Below are 22,526 nucleotides of genomic sequence, written 5' to 3' on the forward strand. Positions count from 1 at the left end.
CGCCTGCGCAAGGTTTCGATGGAACCACCGATCTTCCGGGCTATATTTCCCGCATGATCGACGCACAGACCGCCGCCGCCCTCCCCGCCGTCACGCGGCGCGAGGATTACCGCCCGCCCGCGTGGCTGGTGCCGGAAGTGGCGCTCGATTTCGATCTCGATCCCGAGCGGACGATCGTGAAGGCGCGCTTCCGCGTCACCCGCAACGGGGTGCATGGCGATCCGCTGCGGCTCGACGGCGCGGGCCAGGCCCCGCTGGCGGTGCTGGTGGATGGCGTTGCGGTCAATGACTGGCGGCGGGAGGGCGACGATCTCGTCATCCCGCTGACCGGCGCAGTGCATGTGATCGAAACGGAGGTGGAGATCGCCCCCGCGCACAACACCCAGCTGATGGGGCTCTATTCCTCCGGCGGCAATCTGTGCACGCAATGCGAGGCGGAAGGATTCCGCCGTATCACCTATTTCCCCGATCGCCCCGATGTGCTCGCCACCTATCGTGTGCGGATGACCGCGGACAAGGCACGCTTTCCGGTGCTGCTGGCGAACGGCGATCCGATCGCGTCGGGCGATCTTCCGGATGGCAGGCACTGGGCCGAATGGCACGATCCCTATCCCAAGCCGACGTATCTGTTCGCGCTGGTGGCAGGCGATCTGGCGGTCAACCGGGGCACGTTCGTGACGCAATCGGGGCGCGAGGTGGCGCTGGGCATCTGGGTGCGCGCCGCCGATCTGTCCCGCACCGATCATGCGCTCGATGCGCTCAAGACCGCGATGGCGTGGGACGAGCGCGTCTATGGCCGCGAATATGATCTCGACGTGTTCAACATCGTCGCCGTGGACGATTTCAACTTCGGCGCGATGGAGAACAAGGGGCTGAACATCTTCAACAGCCGCTATGTCCTCGCCGATCCCGACACCGCGACCGATTACGATTACGACGCGATCGCCGCCGTGGTGGCGCACGAATATTTCCACAACTGGTCCGGCAACCGCGTGACCTGCCGGGACTGGTTCCAGCTTTCGCTGAAGGAAGGCTTCACCGTCTATCGCGACCAGAGCTTCTCGGCCGATCAGGGCTCACCCGCGGTGAAGCGGATCGAGGATGTGCGCGGCCTGCGCGCCAGCCAGTTCCCGGAGGATTCCGGGCCGCTCGCGCATCCCGTGCGCCCCGAAAGCTATATCGAGATATCCAATTTCTACACCGCGACGATCTACAACAAGGGCGCCGAGCTGATCCGCATGATGGCGACGATCCTCGGCCCGGCGAAATTCCGCGCGGCGACCGACCTGTATTTCGCGCGGTTCGACGGGACGGCGGCAACCTGCGAGAATTTCGTCGCCTGCATGGAAGAGGCGGGCAACGTCGATCTCTCGCGTTTCCGCCTGTGGTATTCGCAGGCCGGCACCCCGCGCATCTCGGCGAGCATCGCGCAGGACGGGGGCCGGGCCACGCTGCGGCTCGCGCAGCATGTCCCGCCGACGCCGGGCCAGCGCGACAAGCAGCCGATGGTGCTGCCACTGAAGCTGCGGCTGTTCGGCGCGGAAACCGGCCGGCCGCTGACCGACGAACGGCTCGTGCTGCTTGAATCGACCGCGGAGACGATCGTGTTCGATGGCATCGGAGAGCGCCCGGTGCTGTCGGTCAATCGCGGCTTTTCCGCGCCGGTCGTCATCGAAAGCGATCGCACCGCCGCCGATCTCGCTTTCCTCTCCGCGCATGATGACGATCCCTTCGCCCGGTACGAGGCGATGCAGCAGCTCATGCTCGACACGCTCGTCGCCGCGACGGTGGAAAGGCGCGCGGATCACACGGCGGTGATCCGCGCGGTGGCGAACACGCTCGCCAACGCGGGACTCGACCGCGCCTTCGTGGCGGAGGCGGTGCTCCTGCCGTCCGAAAGCTTCGTCGGCGATCAGCTCGCCACCGTCGATCCCGATGCGATCTTCGCCGCGCGTGAGGCGCTGCGCCGCGATATCGGCACCGCGCTCGCCGCCGAATGGCGTGCCGCCTATGAAGCGGCCGGCGACGAGCCTTATGCCTACAACCCCGACGCCAAGGGCCGCCGCCGGCTGCGCAACGTCGCGCTCAATTATATCGCGGCGAGCGGCGCGACGGATGCCGCCTCCATCGCCTTCCGCCAGTTCGAAGCCGCCGATAACATGACGGACCGGCAGGCCGCACTCACCACCCTGGTGAACAGCGACTGGGACGAGCGCGAGGCGGCGCTCGACGTGTTCCACCACCGCTACGCCGACAATCCGCTGGTGCTCGACAAATGGTTCCAGACGCAGGCCTTGTCGAGTCGCGCCGATACGCCGGGGGCGGTGGCGCTGCTTGCCGAGCATCCCGATTTCACGCTCACCAATCCCAATCGGGCGCGCAGCCTGATCGGCGCATTCAGCGTCAACCAGCGCGCCTTCCATACGGCGGGCGGCCACGGCTATCGCTTCGTTGCCGATCAGCTCATCGCGCTGGACCGGATCAACCCGCAGACCGCCGCCAAGCTGCTGCCGCCGCTCGGCCGCTGGCGCCGTTTCGACACCGATCGCGCCGCCGCGATGAAGGCCGAGCTTGAGCGGATCGTCGGCACGCCGGGCCTGTCAAAGGATCTGTTCGAGCAGGCATCGAGAAGCCTGGAGGGCTAGAACAGCCGCCCGCCGTTCGGCACGGTCGCGCTCGGGCCGACCAGCATGACCTTGCCGTCCACGTCGGGGAAACCGAGCGTCAGCACCTCGCTCATCATCGGGCCGATCTGGCGCGGCGGGAAATTGACGACGGCGGCGATCTGCCGCCCGACGAGCATATCGGGCGTATAATGGTCGGTGATCTGCGCGGACGATCTGCGCACGCCCAGCGTCGGGCCGAAATCGATGCTCAGCCTGAAGGCGGGCTTGCGCGCCTCCGGGAAGGGATCGACCGCCACGATCGTGCCCACGCGGATATCGACCTTCAGGAAATCGTCGAAGCCGATCATGGCGGCGGCATCCGCCGCCGGATCATGGTTGAGATGCATCAGAAATCCGGGTTCTCGTAATAGGATGGCGGCTCGATGCCGCGCATCCGCTCCGCCAGCAGCGGGCGGAAGCTTCGGCGGCTCTTGAACGCGGAATACCATGCCTTGGCATGGGTATGCCCGCTCCAGTCGATCCCGCCGAGATAATCAGCCACCGAAATCTGCGCGGCGGCGGCAAGATCGGCGAGGCTGATCGTCGCGCCGGCCATCCATTTGCGGTGATCGAGCAGGAAATCGATATAATCGAGGTGCCCGATCGCGGACTTCATCGCTTCGCGCAGCCGCGACGCATCGGGCGAGGCGCGATGGACGATCCGCTTTATCATCCGCTCCTGCAACAGCGGCCCGGTGACGTCACGATAGAAATGCGCGTCGAACCATGTCACCAGCCGGCGGATTTCGGCGCGATTGGCGGCGGTGCCGTTTATCATCTGCGCCTTGTCGACCGTTTCCTCGAAATATTCGCAGATGCCCATCGAATCGATCAGCAGGATATTGCGCGTCGGATCGGCCATCACCGGCGTCTGCCCGGCCGGGTTCATATCCATGAATTCGTCGCGGCGCGCCCAAGGTTCCTCGGGCACGAGTTCGTAGCCGACGTCCTTCTCGTTGAGCAGCGCGCGAACCTTGCGGGTGAACGGACACAAGGTGAATTGGTAGAGCTGCCACATGCGCCCATCCATAAGCCGAGCGACGCCGGTGCGGCAACGCCGCTCGACGCGGAATTTCTGGCGGTCGGCGCGCGATCGCGATCGCTATGCCGACCGCCGCGGTTTACTCCGCCGCCTCCAGCACCTCATTGTCGTCCAGCGGGTGCGACAGGCGGCTCAGCATCTCCTTCGGCACGACCTGCCAGAAGTGGCCCGCGACGCGATCCCAATCCTCGAGGATGCCGCGCGACCATTTGCTGTCGGTGACCCGCGCATGCTCGCGGATCAGATTCTGGAGCACGCTCTGCCAGTGCAACGCGGCGATCCGCTGCCACACGATGTTTTCCGGGTTGGCGCGGCGCGCGAACGTGCCGGCGGGATCATAGATGAACGCCATCCCCCCGGTCATTCCGGCGCCGAAATTCGCGCCGACCTCCCCCAGCACGACCGCGACGCCGCCGGTCATATATTCGCAGCCGTTCGCGCCGCAGCCCTCGACCACCACGGTCGCGCCCGAATTGCGCACCGCGAAGCGCTCGCCCGCCTGCCCCGCCGCGAACAGGCGCCCGGAGGTGGCACCGTACAGCACGGTATTGCCGATGATCGTGTTGTCCTGACTGGCAAGCGGCGAGGACACCGCCGGCCGCACCACGATCACCCCGCCCGACAGGCCCTTGCCGACATAATCATTGGCATCGCCGAACACCTCGAGCGTCACGCCCTTCACCAGGAACGCGCCCAGGCTCTGACCGGCCGATCCGCGCAGCCGGATCGTGACATGATCGTCGTTGAGCGTATCCATGCCGAAGCGCGCGGTGATCTCGCTCGACAGCCGGGTGCCCACCGCGCGGTGCGTGTTGCGCACCGAATAGGTGAGCTGCATCTTTTCCCCGCGCGAGAACACGGCCGCCGCATCCTTCAGGATCTGCGCGTCGAGGCTGTCGGGCACTTCGTTGCGGAACGTCTTGAGGCTGAAGCGCCGCTCGTCGTCCGCCGCGTCCACCTTGGCCAGGATCGGATTGAGATCGAGATCGTCGAGATGCTCCGCGCCGCGATTCACCTGGCGCAGCAGCTCCGTGCGCCCGATGATCTCGTCAAGGCTGCGCACGCCCAGCCGCGCCAGGATGTCGCGCACCTCCTCGGCGATGAAGGTCATCAGGTTGATGACCTTCTCCGGCGTTCCGACGAACTTCTGGCGGAGCGCCTCGTCCTGCGTGCAGACGCCGACCGGGCAGGTGTTAGAATGGCATTGCCGCACCATGATGCAGCCCATCGCCACCAGCGACAATGTGCCGATGCCGAACTCCTCCGCGCCGAGGATCGCGGCGATCACGATATCGCGCCCCGTCTTGAGGCCGCCGTCGGTGCGCAGTTTCACGCGGCCGCGCAGGCCATTGAGGGTCAGCACCTGATTGACTTCGGACAGCCCCATCTCCCACGGCGTGCCCGCATATTTGATGCTGGTCTGCGGGCTCGCGCCCGTGCCGCCGACATGGCCGGCGACGAGGATCACGTCCGCATGCGCCTTCGCCACGCCGGCCGCGACCGTGCCGATGCCGGCCGACGAAACCAGCTTCACGCACACGCGCGCGCGTGGATTGATCTGCTTCAGGTCGTAGATGAGCTGCGCCAGATCCTCGATCGAATAGATATCGTGGTGCGGCGGCGGCGAGATCAGCGTCACACCCGGAGTTGCGTGGCGCAACTTCGCGATGAACTCGGTCACCTTGAAACCCGGCAGCTGCCCGCCCTCGCCGGGCTTGGCCCCCTGCGCGACCTTGATCTCGATCTCCTCGCAGGCGTTGAGATATTCGGCCGTCACGCCGAACCGCCCGCTCGCGATCTGCTTGATGACCGAATTGGCGTTGTCGCCATTGGCATAGGGCGTGTAGCGCGCCTTGTCCTCGCCGCCCTCGCCCGACACCGCCTTGGCCCCGATCCGGTTCATCGCGATCGCCAGCGTCTCGTGCGCCTCCGGGCTGAGCGCGCCCAGCGACATGCCCGGCGTCACGAAGCGCTTGCGGATTTCCGTGATCGGCTCCACCTGATCGACCGGCAGCCCTTCGGACGGGAAGTTGAACTGCAACAGATCCCGCAGGTAGATCGCCGGCAGATCGGATACGCCGCGCGAAAACTGTAGATAGGTGGAATAGCTGTCGGTCGACACCGACGTCTGCAACAGGTGCATCAGCTGCGCCGAATAGGCGTGCGGCTCGCCCGTATGCCGCTGGCGATAGAAACCGCCGATCGGCAGGTTGACCACCGCCTCGTCGAACGCCGCTGCGTGCCGCTCGGTCGCGTTGACATGGAGCGAGGCATAGCCCTCGCCCGAAATCTTCGCCGGCATCCCGGGGAACAGATCGTTGACGAGCGCGCGGGACAGGCCCACCGCCTCGAAATTATAGCCGCCGCGATAGCTGGAGATCACCGCGATCCCCATCTTCGACATGATCTTGAGCAGCCCTTCCTCGATCGCGGTGCGATGCCGCTCCAGGCATTGCTCCAGCGGCAGTTCGCCGAACAGCCCGCGTGCGTGACGATCCGCGATCGCGGCCTCGGAGAGATAGGCGTTCACCGTCGTCGCGCCGACGCCGATCAGCACCGCGTAATAATGCGTGTCGAGGCATTCCGCGGTTCGGACGTTGATCGACGCATAGGAGCGCAGCCCGCGCCGCACGAGATGCGTGTGCACCGCCGCCGCCGCCAGCACGCCGGGGATGGCGACATGCTCCGGCCCGATATGTTCATCGGTCAGGAACAACTCGCTGCGCCCCTCGCGCACCGCCTGTTCCGCCTGGTTGCGGATGCGCTGGATCGCGGCGCGCAGCCTTTCCGGGCCGCCGTTCGCCTCGAACGTACAGTCGATCTCTGCCGCCGCGCCGCCGAAATATGCCTTGAGCCGCCCCCAGGCAGCCGACGTGAGCACGGGCGAATCCATCACCAGCACGCGCTCGCGCCGATCCTCGGTATCGAGGATATTGGCAAGATTGCCGAACCGCGTCTTGAGCGACATCACGTAGCGTTCGCGCAGCGAATCGATCGGCGGGTTCGTCACCTGCGAGAAATTCTGCCGGAAGAACTGGCTGATGAGGCGCGGCTTGTCCGAGATGACGGCGAGCGGCGTATCGTCGCCCATCGATCCGATCGCCTCCTTGGCGGTTTCGACCATCGGCGCGAGGATCAGCTCCATATCCTCCAGCGTCTGCCCCGCCGCGACCTGACGCCGCGCCAGCTCCGCGCGATCATAACGCGGCACGCTGTCCGCAGGCGCGGGCGGCAGATCGCCCAGCGTGGCGAAATTGCCGATCATGGCGGCATAATCCTGCTCGCCGGCGATGCGATCCTTGATCTCGCGATCGTGATAGACGCGGCCCTCGGCCAGATCGACCGCCACCATCTGCCCCGGCCCCAGCCGGCCCTTGGCGGTGATCGTCGATTCGGGCACCACGACCATCCCGCTTTCGGAGCCGACGATCAGCAGGCCGTCGGCCGTCTCGGTATAGCGCAGCGGGCGCAGCGCGTTACGGTCCATGCCCGCCACGGCCCAGCGGCCGTCGGTCATCGCCAAGGCGGCCGGGCCGTCCCAAGGCTCCATCACGCTGGCGAGATACTGGTACATGGAGGCATGCGCCGGGGGCACATCCTCCTCGCCGACCTGCCACGCCTCCGGCACCAGCATCAGCTTGGCGGTCGGCGCATCGCGGCCGGAGCGGCAGATCGCCTCGAACGTCGCATCGAGCGCGGCGGTATCGCTCGCGCCCGCGGGGATCACCGGCTTGATATCCTCGGAATGCTCGCCGAACGCGATCGATGCCATGCGGATCTCGTGGCTGAGCATCCAGTTCTTGTTGCCGCGGATCGTGTTGATCTCGCCGTTATGCGCCAAACAGCGGAACGGCTGCGCCAGCCACCATTGCGGGAACGTGTTGGTGGAATAACGCTGGTGGAAGATCGCGACGCGGCTCTCGAAGCGCTTGTCGACAAGGTCCGGGTAGAAAACCGACAGGCTTTCGGCAAGGAACAGGCCCTTGTAGATGATCGATCGGCAGGAGAGCGAGCAGATGTAGAAGCCCTGGATCTGCGCCGCGATCACGCGCTTCTCGATCCGCCGGCGGATGAGATAGAGGTTCTTCTCGAACTCGGCGGCATCCACGTCGTCGGGCATCGGGCCGGCGATCATGATCTGCTCGATCTCGGGCCGCGTCTCCTGCGCCTTGCGCCCGATCACCGACACATCGACCGGCACCTGCCGCCAGCCATAGATCGTGTAGCCCGCTTCGATGATCGCGCTTTCCACGATCGTGCGGCACGTTTCCTGCGCCCCGAGATCGGTGCGCGGAAGGAAGATCATCCCCACCGCCAGCCGGTTCGGCTGCACCTTGTGCCCGCCCGCCGCGATCGCATCGTCGAAAAAGCGGATCGGCAGATCGACATGCAACCCCGCGCCGTCTCCGGTCTTGCCGTCGGCATCCACCGCGCCGCGATGCCACACCGCCTTGAGCGCATCGATCGCCGACTGCACGACGCGGCGCGACGGCCGCCCGTCAGTGGCGGCGACGAGCCCCACGCCGCACGCGTCGGATTCGAACTCCGGGCGATACATCCCATGGGTGGCGAGATAGGTGCGCTGGTCGGTCATGAGTTCTTGTTCCGGTCTTCGGGCAACATTTCCTGGCGGATGCGTTCGAAGGCGTGCTTGCCGGCATCGGCCCCGGCCACGCCGCCCAATTCCCGGCCGGCGGCGCCCATCCTGGCCTGGATTTCCGGCATCAGCCTGAGCGCTTTCGCGCCCGCGCCGCTAGCATAGAACGCCGCGATCGCGTTGAGCTCGTCGGTGGTGAACGCCGCCGCATATTCGGTGGCCGCCCGCGCCATATAGGCGGGGTACTGTCGTTTGATCGCGACCATGAACTCCTGCGACAGGATCGCGATCATCCGGTCGTGATTCTCGGGCGCGCGGGAATTGAGCGTGTCGATGATGCCCTTGCTGGCCGGATTGCTGGCCATTTCGCCGATCACGGCCTTCGCGAAAATCGGCGCGAGCTGGATGAACGTTCGATCCAGCGTCGCCTCGACGCCCATCTGCTTCAACAGCCGCTCCGCAGCGGCCTGACGCGCGGGATCCGGCGCGGCGACCGGCGTCGCGGCGGGCTGCGCCGCCGCAATCGCGGGCACGCCAGCCACTGCGAGCGCGAGCAGTGCGCGCAACATCATGCCGCCACCTTTTCGCGCGCGGCCTTCGCCTTCAGCCACTTGTGCATATTGGCCGAGACATCGCGGCCATCGCGGATCGCCCAGACCACAAGGCTTGCGCCCCGCACGATGTCCCCGGCCGCGAATACGCCGTCGAGGCTGGTCATCAGCGTCTTTCCGTCCACCAGCACGGTGCCCCAGCGCGTCACGCCCAGCTCGGGCGCGCCCCACAGCCGCGGCAGTTCCTCCGCGTCGAAGCCCAGCGCCTTGATGACGAGATCGGCCGGAAACGACATCTCACCGCCCGGATCGATCTCCGGCGCGCGCCGCCCGCTGGCATCCGCCGCGCCCAGCCGCATCCGGCTGGCGCGCACGCTCGTCACCCGCTCGCCATCGAACGCCAGCGGCGCGGAGAGCCATACGAATTCCACGCCCTCCTCTTCGGCGTTGGCCACCTCGCGCTGGCTGCCGGGCATATTGGCGCGATCGCGGCGATACAGGCATTTGACGCTCTTCGCGCCCTGCCGGATCGCGGTTCGCACGCAATCCATCGCGGTATCGCCGCCGCCGACCACCACCACATGCTTGCCCGCCGCATCGAGGCTGCCGTCGTCGAACGCGGGCACGACATCTCCGAAGCTCTTGCGGTTCGACGCGGTGAGATAGTCGAGCGCCTCCAGCACGCCGCCCGCGCCGCTGCCCGGCACATCGATCGCGCGCGCGCGGTACACGCCGGTCGCGATCAGGATGGCGTCATGCCGCTTGCGCAGATCGTCGAGCGTCGCATCGCGGCCCACCTCGAACCCCTGATGAAAGACGATGCCGCCCGCGCGCAGCCGTTCGACGCGGCGCATCACGACCGGTTTCTCCAGCTTGAAGCCGGGAATGCCGTAAGTCAGCAGACCGCCGGCGCGATCATAGCGATCGTAGACATGCACCTCATAGCCATAGCCGCGCAGATATTCCGCCGCCGCCAGACCCGCAGGCCCCGCGCCGATCACGCCCACCGACTGGCCGCGCGCCGGCCCGGGCTTCAGCGGCTCGACCCAGCCCTCCTCCCAGGCGGTGTCGGTGATGAATTTCTCGACCGATCCGATCGTCACCGCGCCATGGCCGGAGAATTCGATCACGCAATTGCCCTCGCACAGCCGATCCTGCGGACAGATGCGGCCGCAGATTTCCGGCATGGTCGAGGTGCTGTTGCTCAGTTCATAGGCTTCCTTGAGCCGGCCTTCAGCGGTCAGGCGCAGCCAATCTGGAATGTGATTGTGAAGTGGGCAGTGCACCGAACAATAAGGCACGCCGCATTGCGAGCAGCGCGACGCCTGATCTTCCGCCGTGGGCACGGCATAGCGATCCGCGATCTCGCGAAAGTCCGCCGCGCGCGCCTCCGCGTCGCGCTTGCCAGGATAGGATTGCGCCGTCCCGACGAATCGAAGCATCTTTTCCGCTGCCATAAATCCTCCGCCACATGCGTTCTCACACGCACGCCAGGACAACAAGGCAGCATTACTGACTTAAACGGTAAATTGTCGCACCCGCGGCTCCACGCCTCGTAGAAATTGCGGCGTTTTAGTCCCGTATCGGTACTATCGTAGCGAAAGCGCGGCCAATGCCACGACACCGGCAATTATCCGATACCAGGCGAACGGCTGAAAACCATGTTTCGTCACCACCGACATGAACCACCGCACCACGACGATCGCGACCAGAAACGACACGACAAAGCCGATCGCGATCGATCCGAGATGATCGGCGCTCAGTTCATGCCGCGCCTTCCACAGCGTCAGCGTCGTCGCGCCGAGCATCGTCGGGATCGCCAGGAAGAAGCTGTATTCCGCCGCTATCTCCCGGCTCACTCCCATCGCGCGCGCGCCCATGATCGTCGCGCCCGAGCGGCTGACCCCCGGGATCATCGCCAAGCATTGCAACACCCCGATGGCCAGCGCCGTGCGCCATGACATCGCTTCTACCGACCCGGTCCGCACGGGCGGCGCGACACGCTCGATGAAGAGGATCGCGATACCGCCCACGATCAGCGCAATCGCCACCACGAGCGGCGCGATCACCGGCGCCTCCAGCACCGCCTTGATCGCCTTGTAGGCGATCGCACCCACCACGGCGGCCGGCAGAAAGCCTAGCGCCACGTTGCGGGTGAAGGCGATGGCGGCCGGATCACGCCGCGCCAGCCCATGCGCGACGTTGACGAAACGGCGCCAGAACAGCACCACCACGGCGAGAATCGCGCCAAGCTGGATAACGATGTCGAACACCGCGTCCGCCTCCGGCAGCCCCAGCAGCGAGCCGGCGAGGATAAGGTGCCCCGTCGAGGATACGGGCAGAAATTCGGTCACACCCTCGACGATCCCCAGCAGGATCACGATCAGCAGGTCGTTCATGAGCAATCCTTGGGTCCGCCCGTGAACGGGCGCGGGTGGATCAGGCTTTGGCGATCGCGGCGAATCGCCCGGCGCGGCGATAACGCACCAGCCACGCGGGAGCGACCGCCGCCAGCGGGGTGGGCGTCACGCCCAGCGCGGCCAGCCCCTCGGCATCCGGCGCAACCACCGTATCGTGCTGCAACAGCTTCCACTGATCCATCGTGATCGGCGCGCCGGGCAGGAAGCCGAGCGACGCGAGCGCCTGGCCGGCAATATCGGGCAGCGCCGGCAGCGCGCGATCGCGCCCGATTTCCCGCGCGATCCAGCGGTGCAGTTCGGCCATGGTGAGCACATCGGGGCCGCCGAGTTCATATGTCCGCCCGCCGAACGTGGCCGGGGCGCCTAACGCGGCCACCACCGCCGTCGCCACATCGCCGACGAATACCGGCTGGAAGCGCACGCCAGCGCGCAGCACCGGAACGATCGGCAGCGCGGCGATCAATCCGGCGAACCGGTTGATGAACTGATCCTCGCGGCCGAACACTGTCGCCGGGCGCAAGATCGTCGCCGCCGGGAACGCCGCGCGCACCGCCGCTTCCGCCTCGCCCTTGGTGCTCGCGTAGCGCGACGACGCCCCGGCATCCGCGCCGATCGCCGAGATATGCACCAGCGAGACCGCGCCGGCCTTCGCCGCCGCCTCCGCCACCGCCCGCGCACCATCGACATGAATCCGCCTGAGATCGCCCGTGAAGCTGCCGACGAGATTCACGACATGATCCGCGCCGGCGATCGCGCGCATTATCGTATCGGACCTGGTCACGTCGGCCGCGACAAACTGCGTCTGCCCCAATCCGCCGAGGGGCTTGAGAAACCAGGCGTCGCGGGGATCGCGCCCGGCCACGCGAACGCGTGCGCCCGCCGCCAGCAGCGCCTGCGCGACGTAGCGGCCAATGAAGCCTCCGCCGCCAACGAGCGTGACCAATCTGTCCTTCATGCGCGAGCCGTCCAATGCGATTGTTCGATCATCCGCGCCTACCTCCCTCGCGCACCCGTTGACAAGGCCACGCGGTCTCCCCTAGAGGCGCCGGCCTACCCCGTGCCCAGATGGCGGAATTGGTAGACGCACCAGCTTCAGGTGCTGGCGCTCGCAAGGGCGTGGAGGTTCGAGTCCTCTTCTGGGCACCACTTCCGGTCAAAGATGGGCACCGCGCCCTCGAGGCGCGGGACGCCGCTGGTGACGCCGTTCGCCAACGCCGCTCGCGGACCATAGATGAGAATCTTGTCCGTCGCGACGGTGACGTCGGATACCAGCATTCGCAGGTAAGCGGTCCGCAAGGTCGGATCGTCGTCAACGGCCCTACCGAGGCGTTCAATCACTTTGCGCAGGACGCGAACTTCAACCGCGGCGGCTATCGCCTGCTCGAGGACGAGTGGGCGAGGGACAAGCGTGCTGGAAGAGCTGTGACGGTGAAGATCGTTCCACAAGTCAGCAGCGCTTCCGTGCGGCCATCGACGATTAATGTTTGGTGGACCGTCGATGGCAAGACAAAGAGCCTAAGATTTCCCAACGAACGACCGGAGAAGCGCCGTGGCGGAAACTGAATCGGAGCGTCTGCTGAACGAGATTGGTCGATTACTGATGGAGGATAGCGACTATCCCTCGGAACCCACGCTACTCTATGCGCAACTTGATCATAACATGATTGGCGAATCGATCTTCAAGGAACTCGGCAATCAGCTGCTCTATCGGTGGCCCGCAAACGAGCGCTTGCCCTACGCGCTTCTCGAATTGTGGGAAGCACAGGACGGGCGGGATCGGTGGTCGGAACTGGAATATGTGATGCGCGACGGTCTATTCGAAGTGGCGTATTTCTATCCGGACGAAATCGATCCCCGGGAAGATGTGATCGAACGCCGGGAACGTGCGCTGCGGCGGCATTTCGGAAAGAAGCAGATCGTCTACCCGCCCCTGCCCTTGGAGGACGAAGCTCAAAACTACGAAGTATAGGTCATGTCCTGTCGGGCGTTCGGCGCGGAATTGATATTCTCCAATGATTTGAGTGCCCAGCTTTGTCCCCTGTGGGGCACCACACTCATGTAGGCGAGCCTCATAGCGGACAGAGCTGGGCACGCGGGCCTTGTGAGGACGCCCCAGCTCCGCTTGACTTGTTGTAAAATGTTGCTCAAATGTTCTAGCCGCAATGGTAGCGGGGCGGCATGAACGAGGCATCACGCGATAGGAAATCGAGCGCTTTTTCATGGTGGCTGCGAACAGGAAAGCTACCACCAGCGGTCAATCCTGACGATATCGAACTCAAATTCAACCCATGGCACGATCCGGCCGACGGTCGGTTCACCTTTGCTGGTGCGGGACGCCATTATGGTGCCGGCGGGACTGATACGGCCAGCGGGGCGAGCAGTCGCACGTCCGCCCGCGCCGGCGCCACGCCTGCTTCAGTGGGCCGCAGCAAGTCGCAGACCGCGACACGGTCGAAACCGGAAACATCGCGTGCCAGGCCACCGGCGAGTGACGCCCACAGGCCAGTGAGGCCCATGTCATCCCCTGTGCAACCCAGAGGTATTGAAGGAGGACGGCCGGGTAACCAGCCGAACCCCGTTACCGAATTCGTCGGTGGCGTAGGTGAAGGCCTTCACGAAGTCGGAAGAGAAGCGGTGGCGGGAGTCCGCGCTGCGCTGACGACGAATCCGGTGACCACCGTTCGCAACACCGGTCGCGGTATAGCGGCTATGATCGATGCTGCGATTGCTGCCGAGGATACCCCCGCCCGTATACAGGTTTCGCGTGCGGCAAGCGCAGTCGCCGACGCCTCGGCGCGGGATCTCGGTCGTGCCACCGCGACGGTCGCCGGGAACGTTGCGCTGACGGCAGCGCCAGGGGCGGCGCTCTCGAAAGCAGCCGCATTGCGCCGACTTCGCATGGCGAGGCCGCGAACGACCTTCGATCCGCCGCAGATCGGCTGGGTGAAGGAGACGACCAGGTCGCAAAAGCCTTGGAAGGCTTACAACGATGCTGCGACGGGCGCCCAACCCGGTCGGGCGCCGACGTTGATGCGGACGATGGCGGACGGATCGAAGCGGCCGGTCAAGTTCGATGGAATCCAAGGCGATTATGTGATCGACCGGAAGTGGTCGGTCGTTGATAGGGCTAGGGCGCGAGCTCAGATCTTGCGGCAGTCGCAGGTGTTGGCAGAACACCGCCTGATTGGAACGTGGGAGGTCCCCACGCCTGTCGAGAAGCTCAAGGCACTGAAGCTGCTCAAGAAGATGAACATAACGAATATCCACGTAAAGGTCGTCAAGCCATGATTGCCATGCAGATTGCGAGCATTATTGCGGAATATGTCGTGTTTCTCGAACTCACCGATGAGGAGGAATTGAACCTCGACACCGCCGTGAAGATGATGGAGGCTCTCGGCAGCCATCTCGAGGAGCTGGACAAGGAATTTCTTCGCGAACTGGTGGATGCGTTTCCTGTTATAGCGGAGGAATACAGCGGCGAGGCGCAGGAGGTCGTGCGCAATATCGCATACAGCTTCTACCTTGAGGAGGCGCTCGCAGCCGACGATCCTGTCAGGTTAGCCGAATTGGAGGCACTGCGCGACGCGAGGGACTGAACGCCGGCTGGAATTTTAAAAACCGCGTGATCATGGCTTCGTCTATCTCTTTCATCGGCGACTGATCGAAATTCTCCAATGATCTGAGCGCCCAGCTTTGTCCCCCGTAGGGCACCATTTCTCCTGCGCTAAGCGGTTGAGATTGATCGAAACGTGGGCGATATATTCGCCGATCATCCGGTGGGCCATCGGTTCAACAATGCGAGTGACCTCTTCTTTGGCTACTTCCTCAGCCTTTTCCCTCGTCAGCCCGCGTAAAGCCCAAAAGCCGTATAAGGCCGCAATAGCGAACATTGTTTGGAAAACGGTTAGAAAAACCGCAATGTGGTCGTAGTTAGGTGCGCCACGCTCTCTCCACAATATGAGCAGGCCCGCTGACCTTAGACGCGGAAGCTCCCTCCTCGCCAACACGCACGACGGCCTAACAACGCTACACCGATAACTCCGCCCGCTCGTGGTCTGCAAGCACGCGCGAAGCCTACCTACCTGCTCGCCAGTGTAGAGGCTGTCTCCACCTACAAGCTGTTCCCCATTCATCGGCGGCGACTCGAAGCACTGATTTACAAGGTGTTCGCACCCGCGCAAATCGATCTCATCATCACCGATCGCTTCGGCATCCCGTCAAGCCGGGCGAGTGGTTCCTCGCGCCTTCGGCGTGACCCCGCGTGCCGAGCACGATCGCTGTTCTCCATGTAGCACGACAAGGTGACCTCTTCGAAGTGATGCTGTCGGCCGCTGCCAACCTGATGATGGGGGGCAGCCTCGACGAGAACGGCGAGCTGACATGCCGCGCGTGCCGGAAACCTGCCCGTCTTTGCGCGCTCGAACGCCCCGGTTTTCCGCCGATCCGGCACCGCGCTTCCGATCGTTTCAGAACCAGTTGGTTGGGAAGGGGACCTTAACCGCCGAGGCGGTAATCTGAGGAGCGATAGCAGGAGCCCCGGCCAGCATGTGGAATGACGACAATGCCATCTACGACGATGGCGAATGGATCACTTGGACCGAGATCAACTCCCACCTCGAACGGTTAGAGTTCGAAGCCCGCTTCCCGGACCTCGAAGCCGATCTGGTGCCGATCTTCCAGAGCCTGCTTTCCACGGCGCAGGATTACTACGAACTGACCGGGCGGCACCTTCAGGTCTATGGCGATATCGGCGAGCTATACGGCGTCATCACGCACGGGCTGAAGCTGCACCGCAATTACGCCCAAGGGTCGGACGGGAAGATCGGCAACCACTTCGTCGAGGTGAAGACCATCACGCCGTTCAAGAGCAACGATGTCGTCGCCCTCAACCTCAAGCGCAACTTCAGCAAGGTGCTGGTCGTGAAGATCGGCGCCGACTTCGAGGTCAGGGGGAAGCTCATCGACCGGAAGGCGTTGCCCAAGGCCAAGGGCGACCGGCTTAAGATATCGTGGGATCAGTTCGAGCAGGCCGACACCGCCTGAACGTCACCGCGCTCGGTCGATCGGCAACTACAATTGGTTGCCCTTCCAGATGGGAATGCGGTTGGCATTCAAGATCGGTGTGCGTGCCATGTTGCCTCCGTGGGTGAGGACACGGGGGTGGTGCCAGATCAAAATTATCACACTCACTGAACTACTCGACCCGTTCCGAAACCTAAGCGAGTCCTCCGGGAATGACCAGCGCATCGCCCGCTACCCCCGCGACTCGCAAGACAGCCAGACCACCGCGAACCAGCGTCGAGAACTCATGGTCGTCGCCGAGCGGCTTGGTCACCGACCCCGGTATCAGCAGCTTGAACGGACGTGACAGGCGCCCCGGCTACGATGCGCTGATGAAGGCTGTGGCGCGGCGCGAGCTCGACATGGTGGCAAGCAGGGCCGTGGACCGGCGCGGGCGCTACCTCCAGAACCTCGTCACCCCCTCACCGCGATCAACGCCAAGGGGGGGGGACCTCTATCTCACCAGCAGGCGCTCGACACCAGCACGCCCAGCGGACGCGCCATGTTCGGCATGCTGTCGGTGTTCGCCGGCTTCGAGCGATCCACAGATCCACAAATGAAGACAGGGGCCGCAGCCCCCGTCTCGATTTGGTGCAATTCAGATTGCTTGTTAACAACCAGACCTGCGATTTCTGAGCCACAAATCTTTCAGAAATCACAGGCGGTGTCAACCAGCTCAGAAATCGACCGGTCTGGTCGCAACATAATGCGATTGCGGCAGCTTGCTTCCTCATAGCAACGGCTTTCCTGTTTTACGATGTAAAAATAATCGCTTTATAGGAATTGATTTTAGCCCTGGCCCCCGGCAACCTGATGATGCGAAATGGATTGGTTCGGTTTCGCTGGAGGCCCGATCTGGAGCCTGGACGGGCGTATGCTTGCCCAGGCTCCAGATCGGCAGGGAGGGAATACAATGGCGACGCGGCTTGGCCTGGACATCGGCACCAACAGCATCGGCTGGTGCCTCTTCCTTCTTGATGAACATGGCAATCCAAAGGGCATCCAAGACATCGGTGTCCGCATTTTCTCGGACGGGCGCGATCCCAAGTCAGGGGCATCGCTCGCGGTTGACCGGCGCAATGCGCGGGCGATGAGGCGGCGGCGTGATCGCTACGTTCGGCGCCGGTCGGCGTTGCTGCAAGCCCTCGTCGATACCGGCCTGATGCCCACCGATGCTCAGGATGCCAAGGCGCTGGTCGGGTGCGACCCTTATGCTCTGCGCGCGGCAGCACTGGATGAAGCATTGAATCCCCACCAGTTGGGCCGAGCACTGTTCCATCTCAACCAAAGGCGAGGTTTCAAATCGAACCGTAAGGCGGAGCGCAAAGCGGGGGATGATAAGGAGGGCGGCAAGATTGCGAGCGGTGCGAAGGCGCTCGATCAGGCGATGCATGATGCAGGCGCGCGCACTTATGGAGAGTTTCTGGCTGGCAGGGATGCGAAACGTGTTCGGATTCGCACGGATGGAGACGGCTACGACTTTTACCCCGAACGCCGCCATCTGGAAGCTGAGTTCGATGCAATCTGGGCAGCACAGGCCACACATCATCCCGCGCTGCTGACCGATGCTGTGCGCGACCGGTTACGGCGCATCATCTTTTTCCAGCGCCCACTGAAGGCGCCGAAGGTGGGCAACTGCACCTTTTTCCACGAGGAAGAGCGCCTGCCCAAGGCCCATCCGCTATTTCAGGAAAGGCGGCTGTATGAAGAGGTCAATCAACTCGAAATTACCAAAGCCGGCGCACCATCGCGCAAGCTGTCGCTTGATCAGCGTGACAAGATCATTCTCAAACTCAAATCGGCAAAGACGACAAGCTTTTCAGGCCTGGCCAAACTGCTGAAGCTCGCCGATGATGAGAGTTTCAACAAGGCTAGCGAAAACCGCACTGGCCTTGTCGGCGATGAAATCTTTGCCTCGTTCAGTGATAAAAAATGCTTTGGCGATCGCTGGGCGCATCTCGAGCCGGGTGTGCAATGGTCGATCGTCAAAGCCGTAGCAGAAGAGGAAGACCCTGTTCGCCTGCACGATTGGTTGATGTCCACGCATGGTGTCACCGTTGAACAGGCCGAAGCCATCGGCCGCGTACGCTTGCCCGAAGGGCATGGGCGGCTGGGCGAAACTGCCAGTCGGAAGATTCTCGCTGAGCTCAAAAAGGAAGTCGTCACATTCGACCAGGCGGCGAAGCTTGGGATCGACCGCAAGCACAGCAATTTCGACACAGGCGAAGTCTTGCTCCATCTGCCCTATTATGGCGAAATTCTCTCGCGCGAGATTCCGCCCGGGACGCTAAATTCGGATGACATCGACGAAATTCGCTGGGGCAAGATCACTAATCCTACCGTGCATATCGGACTAGGCCAGCTTCGCCGCTTGCTCAATGCTATCATCAATGTGCATGGCCGCCCCGATCAAATCGTCGTCGAACTGGCGCGCGAACTGAAGCTTAGTGAAAAAGACAAGGCCGAACACAATAAGCGCATTGGTGCGAACACGCGTGCGGCGGAAGCCCGGTCGAGGAAACTGCTGGAAAGCAATCAGCGCGATAGTGGTTCCAACCGGGCGCTCCTGAAGCTGTGGGAAGATCTCAATCCGAACAATCCGCTCGACCGGTGCTGCCCATTTTGCGGACGTCACATCGGGCAACTGGCGCTGTTCTCGGAGGAAACCGAGATTGAACACATCATACCCTATTCCCGCTCCTTTGATGACAGCGTCGCAAACAAAGTCATCGCCCATCGCAGTTGCAACCGCGAAAAGGGCAACAAGACCCCGTGGGAAGCATGGGGGCATACCGATCAGTGGGCGATCATCGCCGAGCAAGTGGCCCGGCTCCACAAATCGAAGCAGTGGCGCTTTGCTCCTGACGCAATGAAGCGCTTCGATCAAGAGGGCGACTTTATTGCGCGTCAACTGACCGACACGCAATATCTGTCGCGGATGGCACGGACCTACCTTTCGAGCCTTTATCCCAACAATGCCGGTGTTTATGTAATACCCGGTCGGATGACCGCGATGCTGAGACGGCTGTGGGGATTGAACGAGTTGCTGCCCGACCACAATTACGTCGAGAATCCTCATAGTGGTGCGCCCAAAAATCGCCTCGATCATCGCCATCATGCGATTGATGCGGCCGTGGTTGGGGTTACGACACGCGGCCTGTTGAACGAAATTTCGAAGGCGGCCGGCCGCGCAGAAGATCAGAATCTCGACAAGCTTTTTGTCGACCTGCCAAAACCGTGGGCATCATTTCGCGAAGACCTGCGTGACTCGCTTGCGCGCGTAGTTGTCAGCCACAAGGCCGATCATGGCCGCAAGGGCGTTCCCGCGAAGAGCAGGGATGCCACTGCCGCGCGCCTGCACAACGACACTGCATATGGGCTGACAGGCCTGACCAGCGACAGCGGCTTGCCGATTGTCGTACACCGCGTGCCCCTGCTCAGCCTCAAGCCGGCAGACCTCACCGATCCCATTCGCATCCCGGACGCGGCCTTGCAGCGGGCACTGTGGGAAGCGACGGAAGGCAAGTCGGGCAAAGAGTTTGAGGCGGCGCTTGTCAGGTTTTCAAAGTCAGATCCTGTATTCAAGGGTATCCGGCATGTGAGAGTGCGGGAGGCGTTGAAGATCATCCCGATCCGTGACGCTTCCGGCAATGCTTTTAAGGCTTATAAGGGCGATGCCAATGCCCGATATGATGTGTGGCGCATGCCTGACGGGAAGTGGGTATCAAGCTGGAAGGACAGGGACGGCAAATCGCATTCTGGAATTGTATCAATGTTTGACGCGCACCAGAGCATCCAGCCCGAACAGCGCCCCCACCCGGCGGCGAAGAGAGTTTTAAGTCTGCGCCAAAACGACTTGATTGCGGTTGAACCGCAAGGTCAGCCGCGCAAGATTATGCGGGTGGTGAAATTTTCCGGTGGAGGGCAGATTACATTTGCAGAACATCAGGAAGCAGGACCATTGAAAGCGCGAGACGCAACTTCTCCGGCTACTGATCCTTTCAAATATTTCTATTCTTCTGCTGGCGGCTTGCAAAAAGCCAAAGCCCGGCAGATTCGTATCGACGAACTTGGTCGTATCTTTGATCCAGGACCGCGGTAACCGTTCATTATCCATGATATGTCAGTCTTAATTTTCGAAGGACTGGCCATGGATCGTATTGTCGATATTGCTACCGATGATTTGCACCTGTCCGCGTATCGCGGATTTCTGGTTGTCAGCCTTGGTCGTCGGGAACAGGGCCGCGTAGCGCTCGACGATATTCAAGCCATCATCGTTCATGCCCATGGCGTAACCTGGACGACAAGTTTGGTGGTGGCCCTCGCCGAACGCGGCGCGATTATGGTGATGTGCGCGGCCAATCATTCTCCGGTGGCCATCATTTCTCCCGTTGACGGTCACCATGCACAGGCAGCCCGGATGCGAGCGCAATGGGAAGCGCCACGCCCCATGTTCAAGCAGCTCTGGCAAAAGATCATCGTGGGAAAGATCACGATGCAAGCGTCGCTGTTAACGGCTCAAGGCAAAGCTGAAGCCAATGCGCTAATGCTTATGGCACGGCGCGTCCGCTCTGGCGATACGAACAATCTTGAAGCTCAGGCTGCGCGCAAATACTGGCCTGCGCTGATGGGTAAAGAATTTCGCCGCGATCAAAACGCTGACGGTGCCAACGCCCTGCTGAATTATGGCTACACCGTCATGCGATCATGCGTTGCACGGTCGATCATCGGGTCCGGGCTGCACCCTGCAATTGGCCTGCATCACCACAATCGGCTTAACGGCTTCGCGCTGGCTGACGATCTTGTGGAACCGTTTCGCCCCCTGGTTGACGGGCTGGTCCGGCGGATGATCGACGAAGGTATCGAAGCCGTCACTCCCGAAGCAAAACAGCGGCTAGCCCGGCTGATCGGGCATGATTTGCGGCTGGGCGGGGCTATTTCGCCTGTGTCTGTGGCGACCCAACGCCTCGCTCAATCGCTTGCGAGGAGTTTCGAAGAACGCAAATCGGCACTCGCCCTGTTCGATCCGCCTGACGCCCTTGACTGGGCGTCGCTTGGGCAGCCGGTCGGGATTGAAGCATGAACCTGAGTGGATACCGGCTAATGTGGATATTCGTCATGTTCGACCTGCCCGTGGACACAAAGGAACATGCGCGGGAAGCGACCAAATTTCGTGAGTTTTTGCTCGACGAAGGCTTTGAGATGAGCCAGTTTTCGATCTATGCCCGATTTTGCAATGGCAAAGAACATTATGAGACTTACCTTCGGCGAATCGAGGCGCATCTTCCCGAACGCGGGGAGATTCATGTGCTCAATTTTACCGACAAACAGTATGAAAACATCATCCGGTTTTCGAGTCAGAGCCGCCAACGGCAACGAAAAAATCCGGATCAGCTCGCCATGTTCTGACGATTCATCGCGTTTTTGCGATGACAGATGGGGCTTCTTCCAGTCTCAATTCAACTGGTTAGGCACCCATCGGTCATAGCATTTCAGAAATCGCGGTCCAGCTGCAACGTTGCAGCCGTGCTGATCGTGCAGGCTGCGGTCATAGCATTTCAGAAATCGCGGTCCAGCTGCAACTAGACCCACGTGTCGCCGAAGACCCACGTGGTCATAGCATTTCAGAAATCGCGGTCCAGCTGCAACCTCGCGCGCTGCACCCTGCATTTCCCGGCGTCATAGCATTTCAGAAATCGCGGTCCAGCTGCAACCGTGATCGCGCGCGGCGCGGACACGACAACGGTCATAGCATTTCAGAAATCGCGGTCCAGCTGCAACCGAAGCAGGGCTGGGCGCGTCGGAAGGGGAGTCATAGCATTTCAGAAATCGCGGTCCAGCTGCAACGCTACCCCCGTCAGGCCGATTGCTTTCGAGTCATAGCATTTCAGAAATCGCGGTCCAGCTGCAACTGTGTCCCATGCTTATGCTATAACAGGCGCGTCATAGCATTTCAGAAATCGCGGTCCAGCTGCAACGCGATTGCTGGCTGTGCTGATGCTGGGGGGGGTCATAGCATTTCAGAAATCGCGGTCCAGCTGCAACACCGTAGCGAACTGCCCGCCCAGCTCGCCCGTCATAGCATTTCAGAAATCGCGGTCCAGCTGCAACGATGCCAGCCATGTCGCGATCGACGTGGACGTCATAGCATTTCAGAAATCGCGGTCCAGCTGCAACGCCAGAGCACCT

At 62.7% G+C, this 22,526-nt stretch carries 17 protein-coding genes, 1 tRNA gene and 1 CRISPR repeat array (1 of these 19 only partly in view); of the genes, 10 read left to right on the forward strand and 8 right to left on the reverse strand.

What is annotated here, in order from left to right; translation table 11 throughout:
• The first annotated feature begins 53 nt into the window (after positions 1-53).
• Positions 54-2,645 (forward strand): aminopeptidase N, encoded by a 2,592-nt coding sequence (gene pepN, locus FFS35_RS09665; RefSeq protein ID WP_137786887.1) that lies wholly within the window; start codon positions 54-56, stop codon positions 2,643-2,645.
• Here the strand turns inward: pepN and FFS35_RS09670 are convergent.
• The 7 genes from FFS35_RS09670 to FFS35_RS09700 all read right to left on the reverse strand — a co-directional run bounded on the left by FFS35_RS09670 (position 2,642) and on the right by FFS35_RS09700 (position 12,231).
• Positions 2,642-3,013: a tRNA-binding protein gene (locus tag FFS35_RS09670; RefSeq protein ID WP_137786888.1), complete on the reverse strand. Its 372-nt coding sequence runs from the start codon at positions 3,011-3,013 to the stop codon at positions 2,642-2,644. The two genes, pepN and FFS35_RS09670, sit on opposite strands and share 4 nt — an antisense overlap.
• Positions 3,013-3,684: a glutathione S-transferase family protein gene (locus FFS35_RS09675; protein ID WP_137786889.1), complete on the reverse strand. Its 672-nt coding sequence runs from the start codon at positions 3,682-3,684 to the stop codon at positions 3,013-3,015. Before FFS35_RS09675 ends, FFS35_RS09670 begins: the two co-directional genes overlap by 1 nt.
• A gap of 103 nt (positions 3,685-3,787) precedes the next feature.
• A complete protein-coding gene (gltB, locus tag FFS35_RS09680) occupies positions 3,788-8,302 on the reverse strand; it encodes a glutamate synthase large subunit (protein WP_137786890.1) in 4,515 nt (1,504 codons plus the stop codon).
• The gene (locus FFS35_RS09685) at positions 8,299-8,877 is read right to left on the reverse strand and encodes a DUF2059 domain-containing protein (protein ID WP_137786891.1); all 579 of its coding nucleotides are present in this window, start codon (positions 8,875-8,877) and stop codon (positions 8,299-8,301) included. Before FFS35_RS09685 ends, gltB begins: the two co-directional genes overlap by 4 nt.
• Complete coding sequence (locus FFS35_RS09690) at positions 8,874-10,313, reverse strand: NAD(P)-dependent oxidoreductase (RefSeq protein WP_137786892.1); 1,440 nt, start codon at positions 10,311-10,313, stop codon at positions 8,874-8,876. Before FFS35_RS09690 ends, FFS35_RS09685 begins: the two co-directional genes overlap by 4 nt.
• 132 nt (positions 10,314-10,445) lie before the next feature.
• Positions 10,446-11,255, reverse strand: coding sequence for an undecaprenyl-diphosphate phosphatase (locus FFS35_RS09695; RefSeq protein ID WP_137786893.1), 810 nt, complete (start codon positions 11,253-11,255; stop codon positions 10,446-10,448).
• Between the two features lie 40 nt (positions 11,256-11,295).
• A complete protein-coding gene (locus FFS35_RS09700; protein ID WP_137786894.1) occupies positions 11,296-12,231 on the reverse strand; it encodes a complex I NDUFA9 subunit family protein in 936 nt (311 codons plus the stop codon).
• Between the two features lie 104 nt (positions 12,232-12,335).
• On the opposite strand from FFS35_RS09700, the gene FFS35_RS09705 reads away from it, so the two are divergent.
• The 3 genes from FFS35_RS09705 to FFS35_RS09715 all read left to right on the forward strand — a co-directional run bounded on the left by FFS35_RS09705 (position 12,336) and on the right by FFS35_RS09715 (position 13,245).
• Positions 12,336-12,422 (forward strand) — tRNA-Leu (locus tag FFS35_RS09705).
• Positions 12,393-12,839, forward strand: coding sequence for a DNA/RNA non-specific endonuclease (locus tag FFS35_RS09710; protein WP_137786895.1), 447 nt, complete (start codon positions 12,393-12,395; stop codon positions 12,837-12,839). The genes FFS35_RS09705 and FFS35_RS09710 overlap by 30 nt, the downstream gene beginning before the upstream one ends.
• Positions 12,826-13,245: a hypothetical protein gene (locus FFS35_RS09715; protein WP_249341556.1), complete on the forward strand. Its 420-nt coding sequence runs from the start codon at positions 12,826-12,828 to the stop codon at positions 13,243-13,245. The genes FFS35_RS09710 and FFS35_RS09715 overlap by 14 nt, the downstream gene beginning before the upstream one ends.
• A 370-nt stretch (positions 13,246-13,615) precedes the next feature.
• Here FFS35_RS09715 and FFS35_RS19980 read toward each other — a convergent pair whose 3' ends face one another.
• On the reverse strand, positions 13,616-13,792 hold the full coding sequence (locus FFS35_RS19980; RefSeq protein ID WP_171007583.1) for a hypothetical protein: 177 nt from the start codon (positions 13,790-13,792) through the stop codon (positions 13,616-13,618).
• Between the two features lie 118 nt (positions 13,793-13,910).
• On the opposite strand from FFS35_RS19980, the gene FFS35_RS19985 reads away from it, so the two are divergent.
• The 6 genes from FFS35_RS19985 (at position 13,911) to cas2 (ending at position 21,746) form a co-directional block, all read left to right on the forward strand.
• The gene (locus tag FFS35_RS19985; protein WP_171007584.1) at positions 13,911-14,564 is read left to right on the forward strand and encodes a hypothetical protein; all 654 of its coding nucleotides are present in this window, start codon (positions 13,911-13,913) and stop codon (positions 14,562-14,564) included.
• 5 nt (positions 14,565-14,569) lie between these two features.
• The gene (locus FFS35_RS09725; RefSeq protein WP_249341557.1) at positions 14,570-14,872 is read left to right on the forward strand and encodes a hypothetical protein; all 303 of its coding nucleotides are present in this window, start codon (positions 14,570-14,572) and stop codon (positions 14,870-14,872) included.
• Positions 14,873-15,821: 949 nt separating this feature from the next.
• On the forward strand, positions 15,822-16,319 hold the full coding sequence (locus FFS35_RS09730) for a hypothetical protein (RefSeq protein ID WP_137786898.1): 498 nt from the start codon (positions 15,822-15,824) through the stop codon (positions 16,317-16,319).
• A gap of 931 nt (positions 16,320-17,250) precedes the next feature.
• The gene (cas9, locus tag FFS35_RS09740; RefSeq protein WP_137786899.1) at positions 17,251-20,439 is read left to right on the forward strand and encodes a type II CRISPR RNA-guided endonuclease Cas9; all 3,189 of its coding nucleotides are present in this window, start codon (positions 17,251-17,253) and stop codon (positions 20,437-20,439) included.
• A gap of 48 nt (positions 20,440-20,487) precedes the next feature.
• Positions 20,488-21,420: a type II CRISPR-associated endonuclease Cas1 gene (cas1, locus tag FFS35_RS09745; protein ID WP_137786900.1), complete on the forward strand. Its 933-nt coding sequence runs from the start codon at positions 20,488-20,490 to the stop codon at positions 21,418-21,420.
• 20 nt (positions 21,421-21,440) lie between these two features.
• Positions 21,441-21,746, forward strand: coding sequence for a CRISPR-associated endonuclease Cas2 (gene cas2 / locus FFS35_RS09750; RefSeq protein ID WP_137787085.1), 306 nt, complete (start codon positions 21,441-21,443; stop codon positions 21,744-21,746).
• Between the two features lie 72 nt (positions 21,747-21,818).
• Positions 21,819-22,526: direct repeats of the CRISPR family, unit length 36 nt; unit sequence GTCATAGCATTTCAGAAATCGCGGTCCAGCTGCAAC (it continues 514 nt past the right edge of the window).

The organism is Sphingomonas sp. 3P27F8, from assembly GCF_005502745.1.
In the GTDB taxonomy this organism is placed as follows: domain Bacteria; phylum Pseudomonadota; class Alphaproteobacteria; order Sphingomonadales; family Sphingomonadaceae; genus Sphingomonas.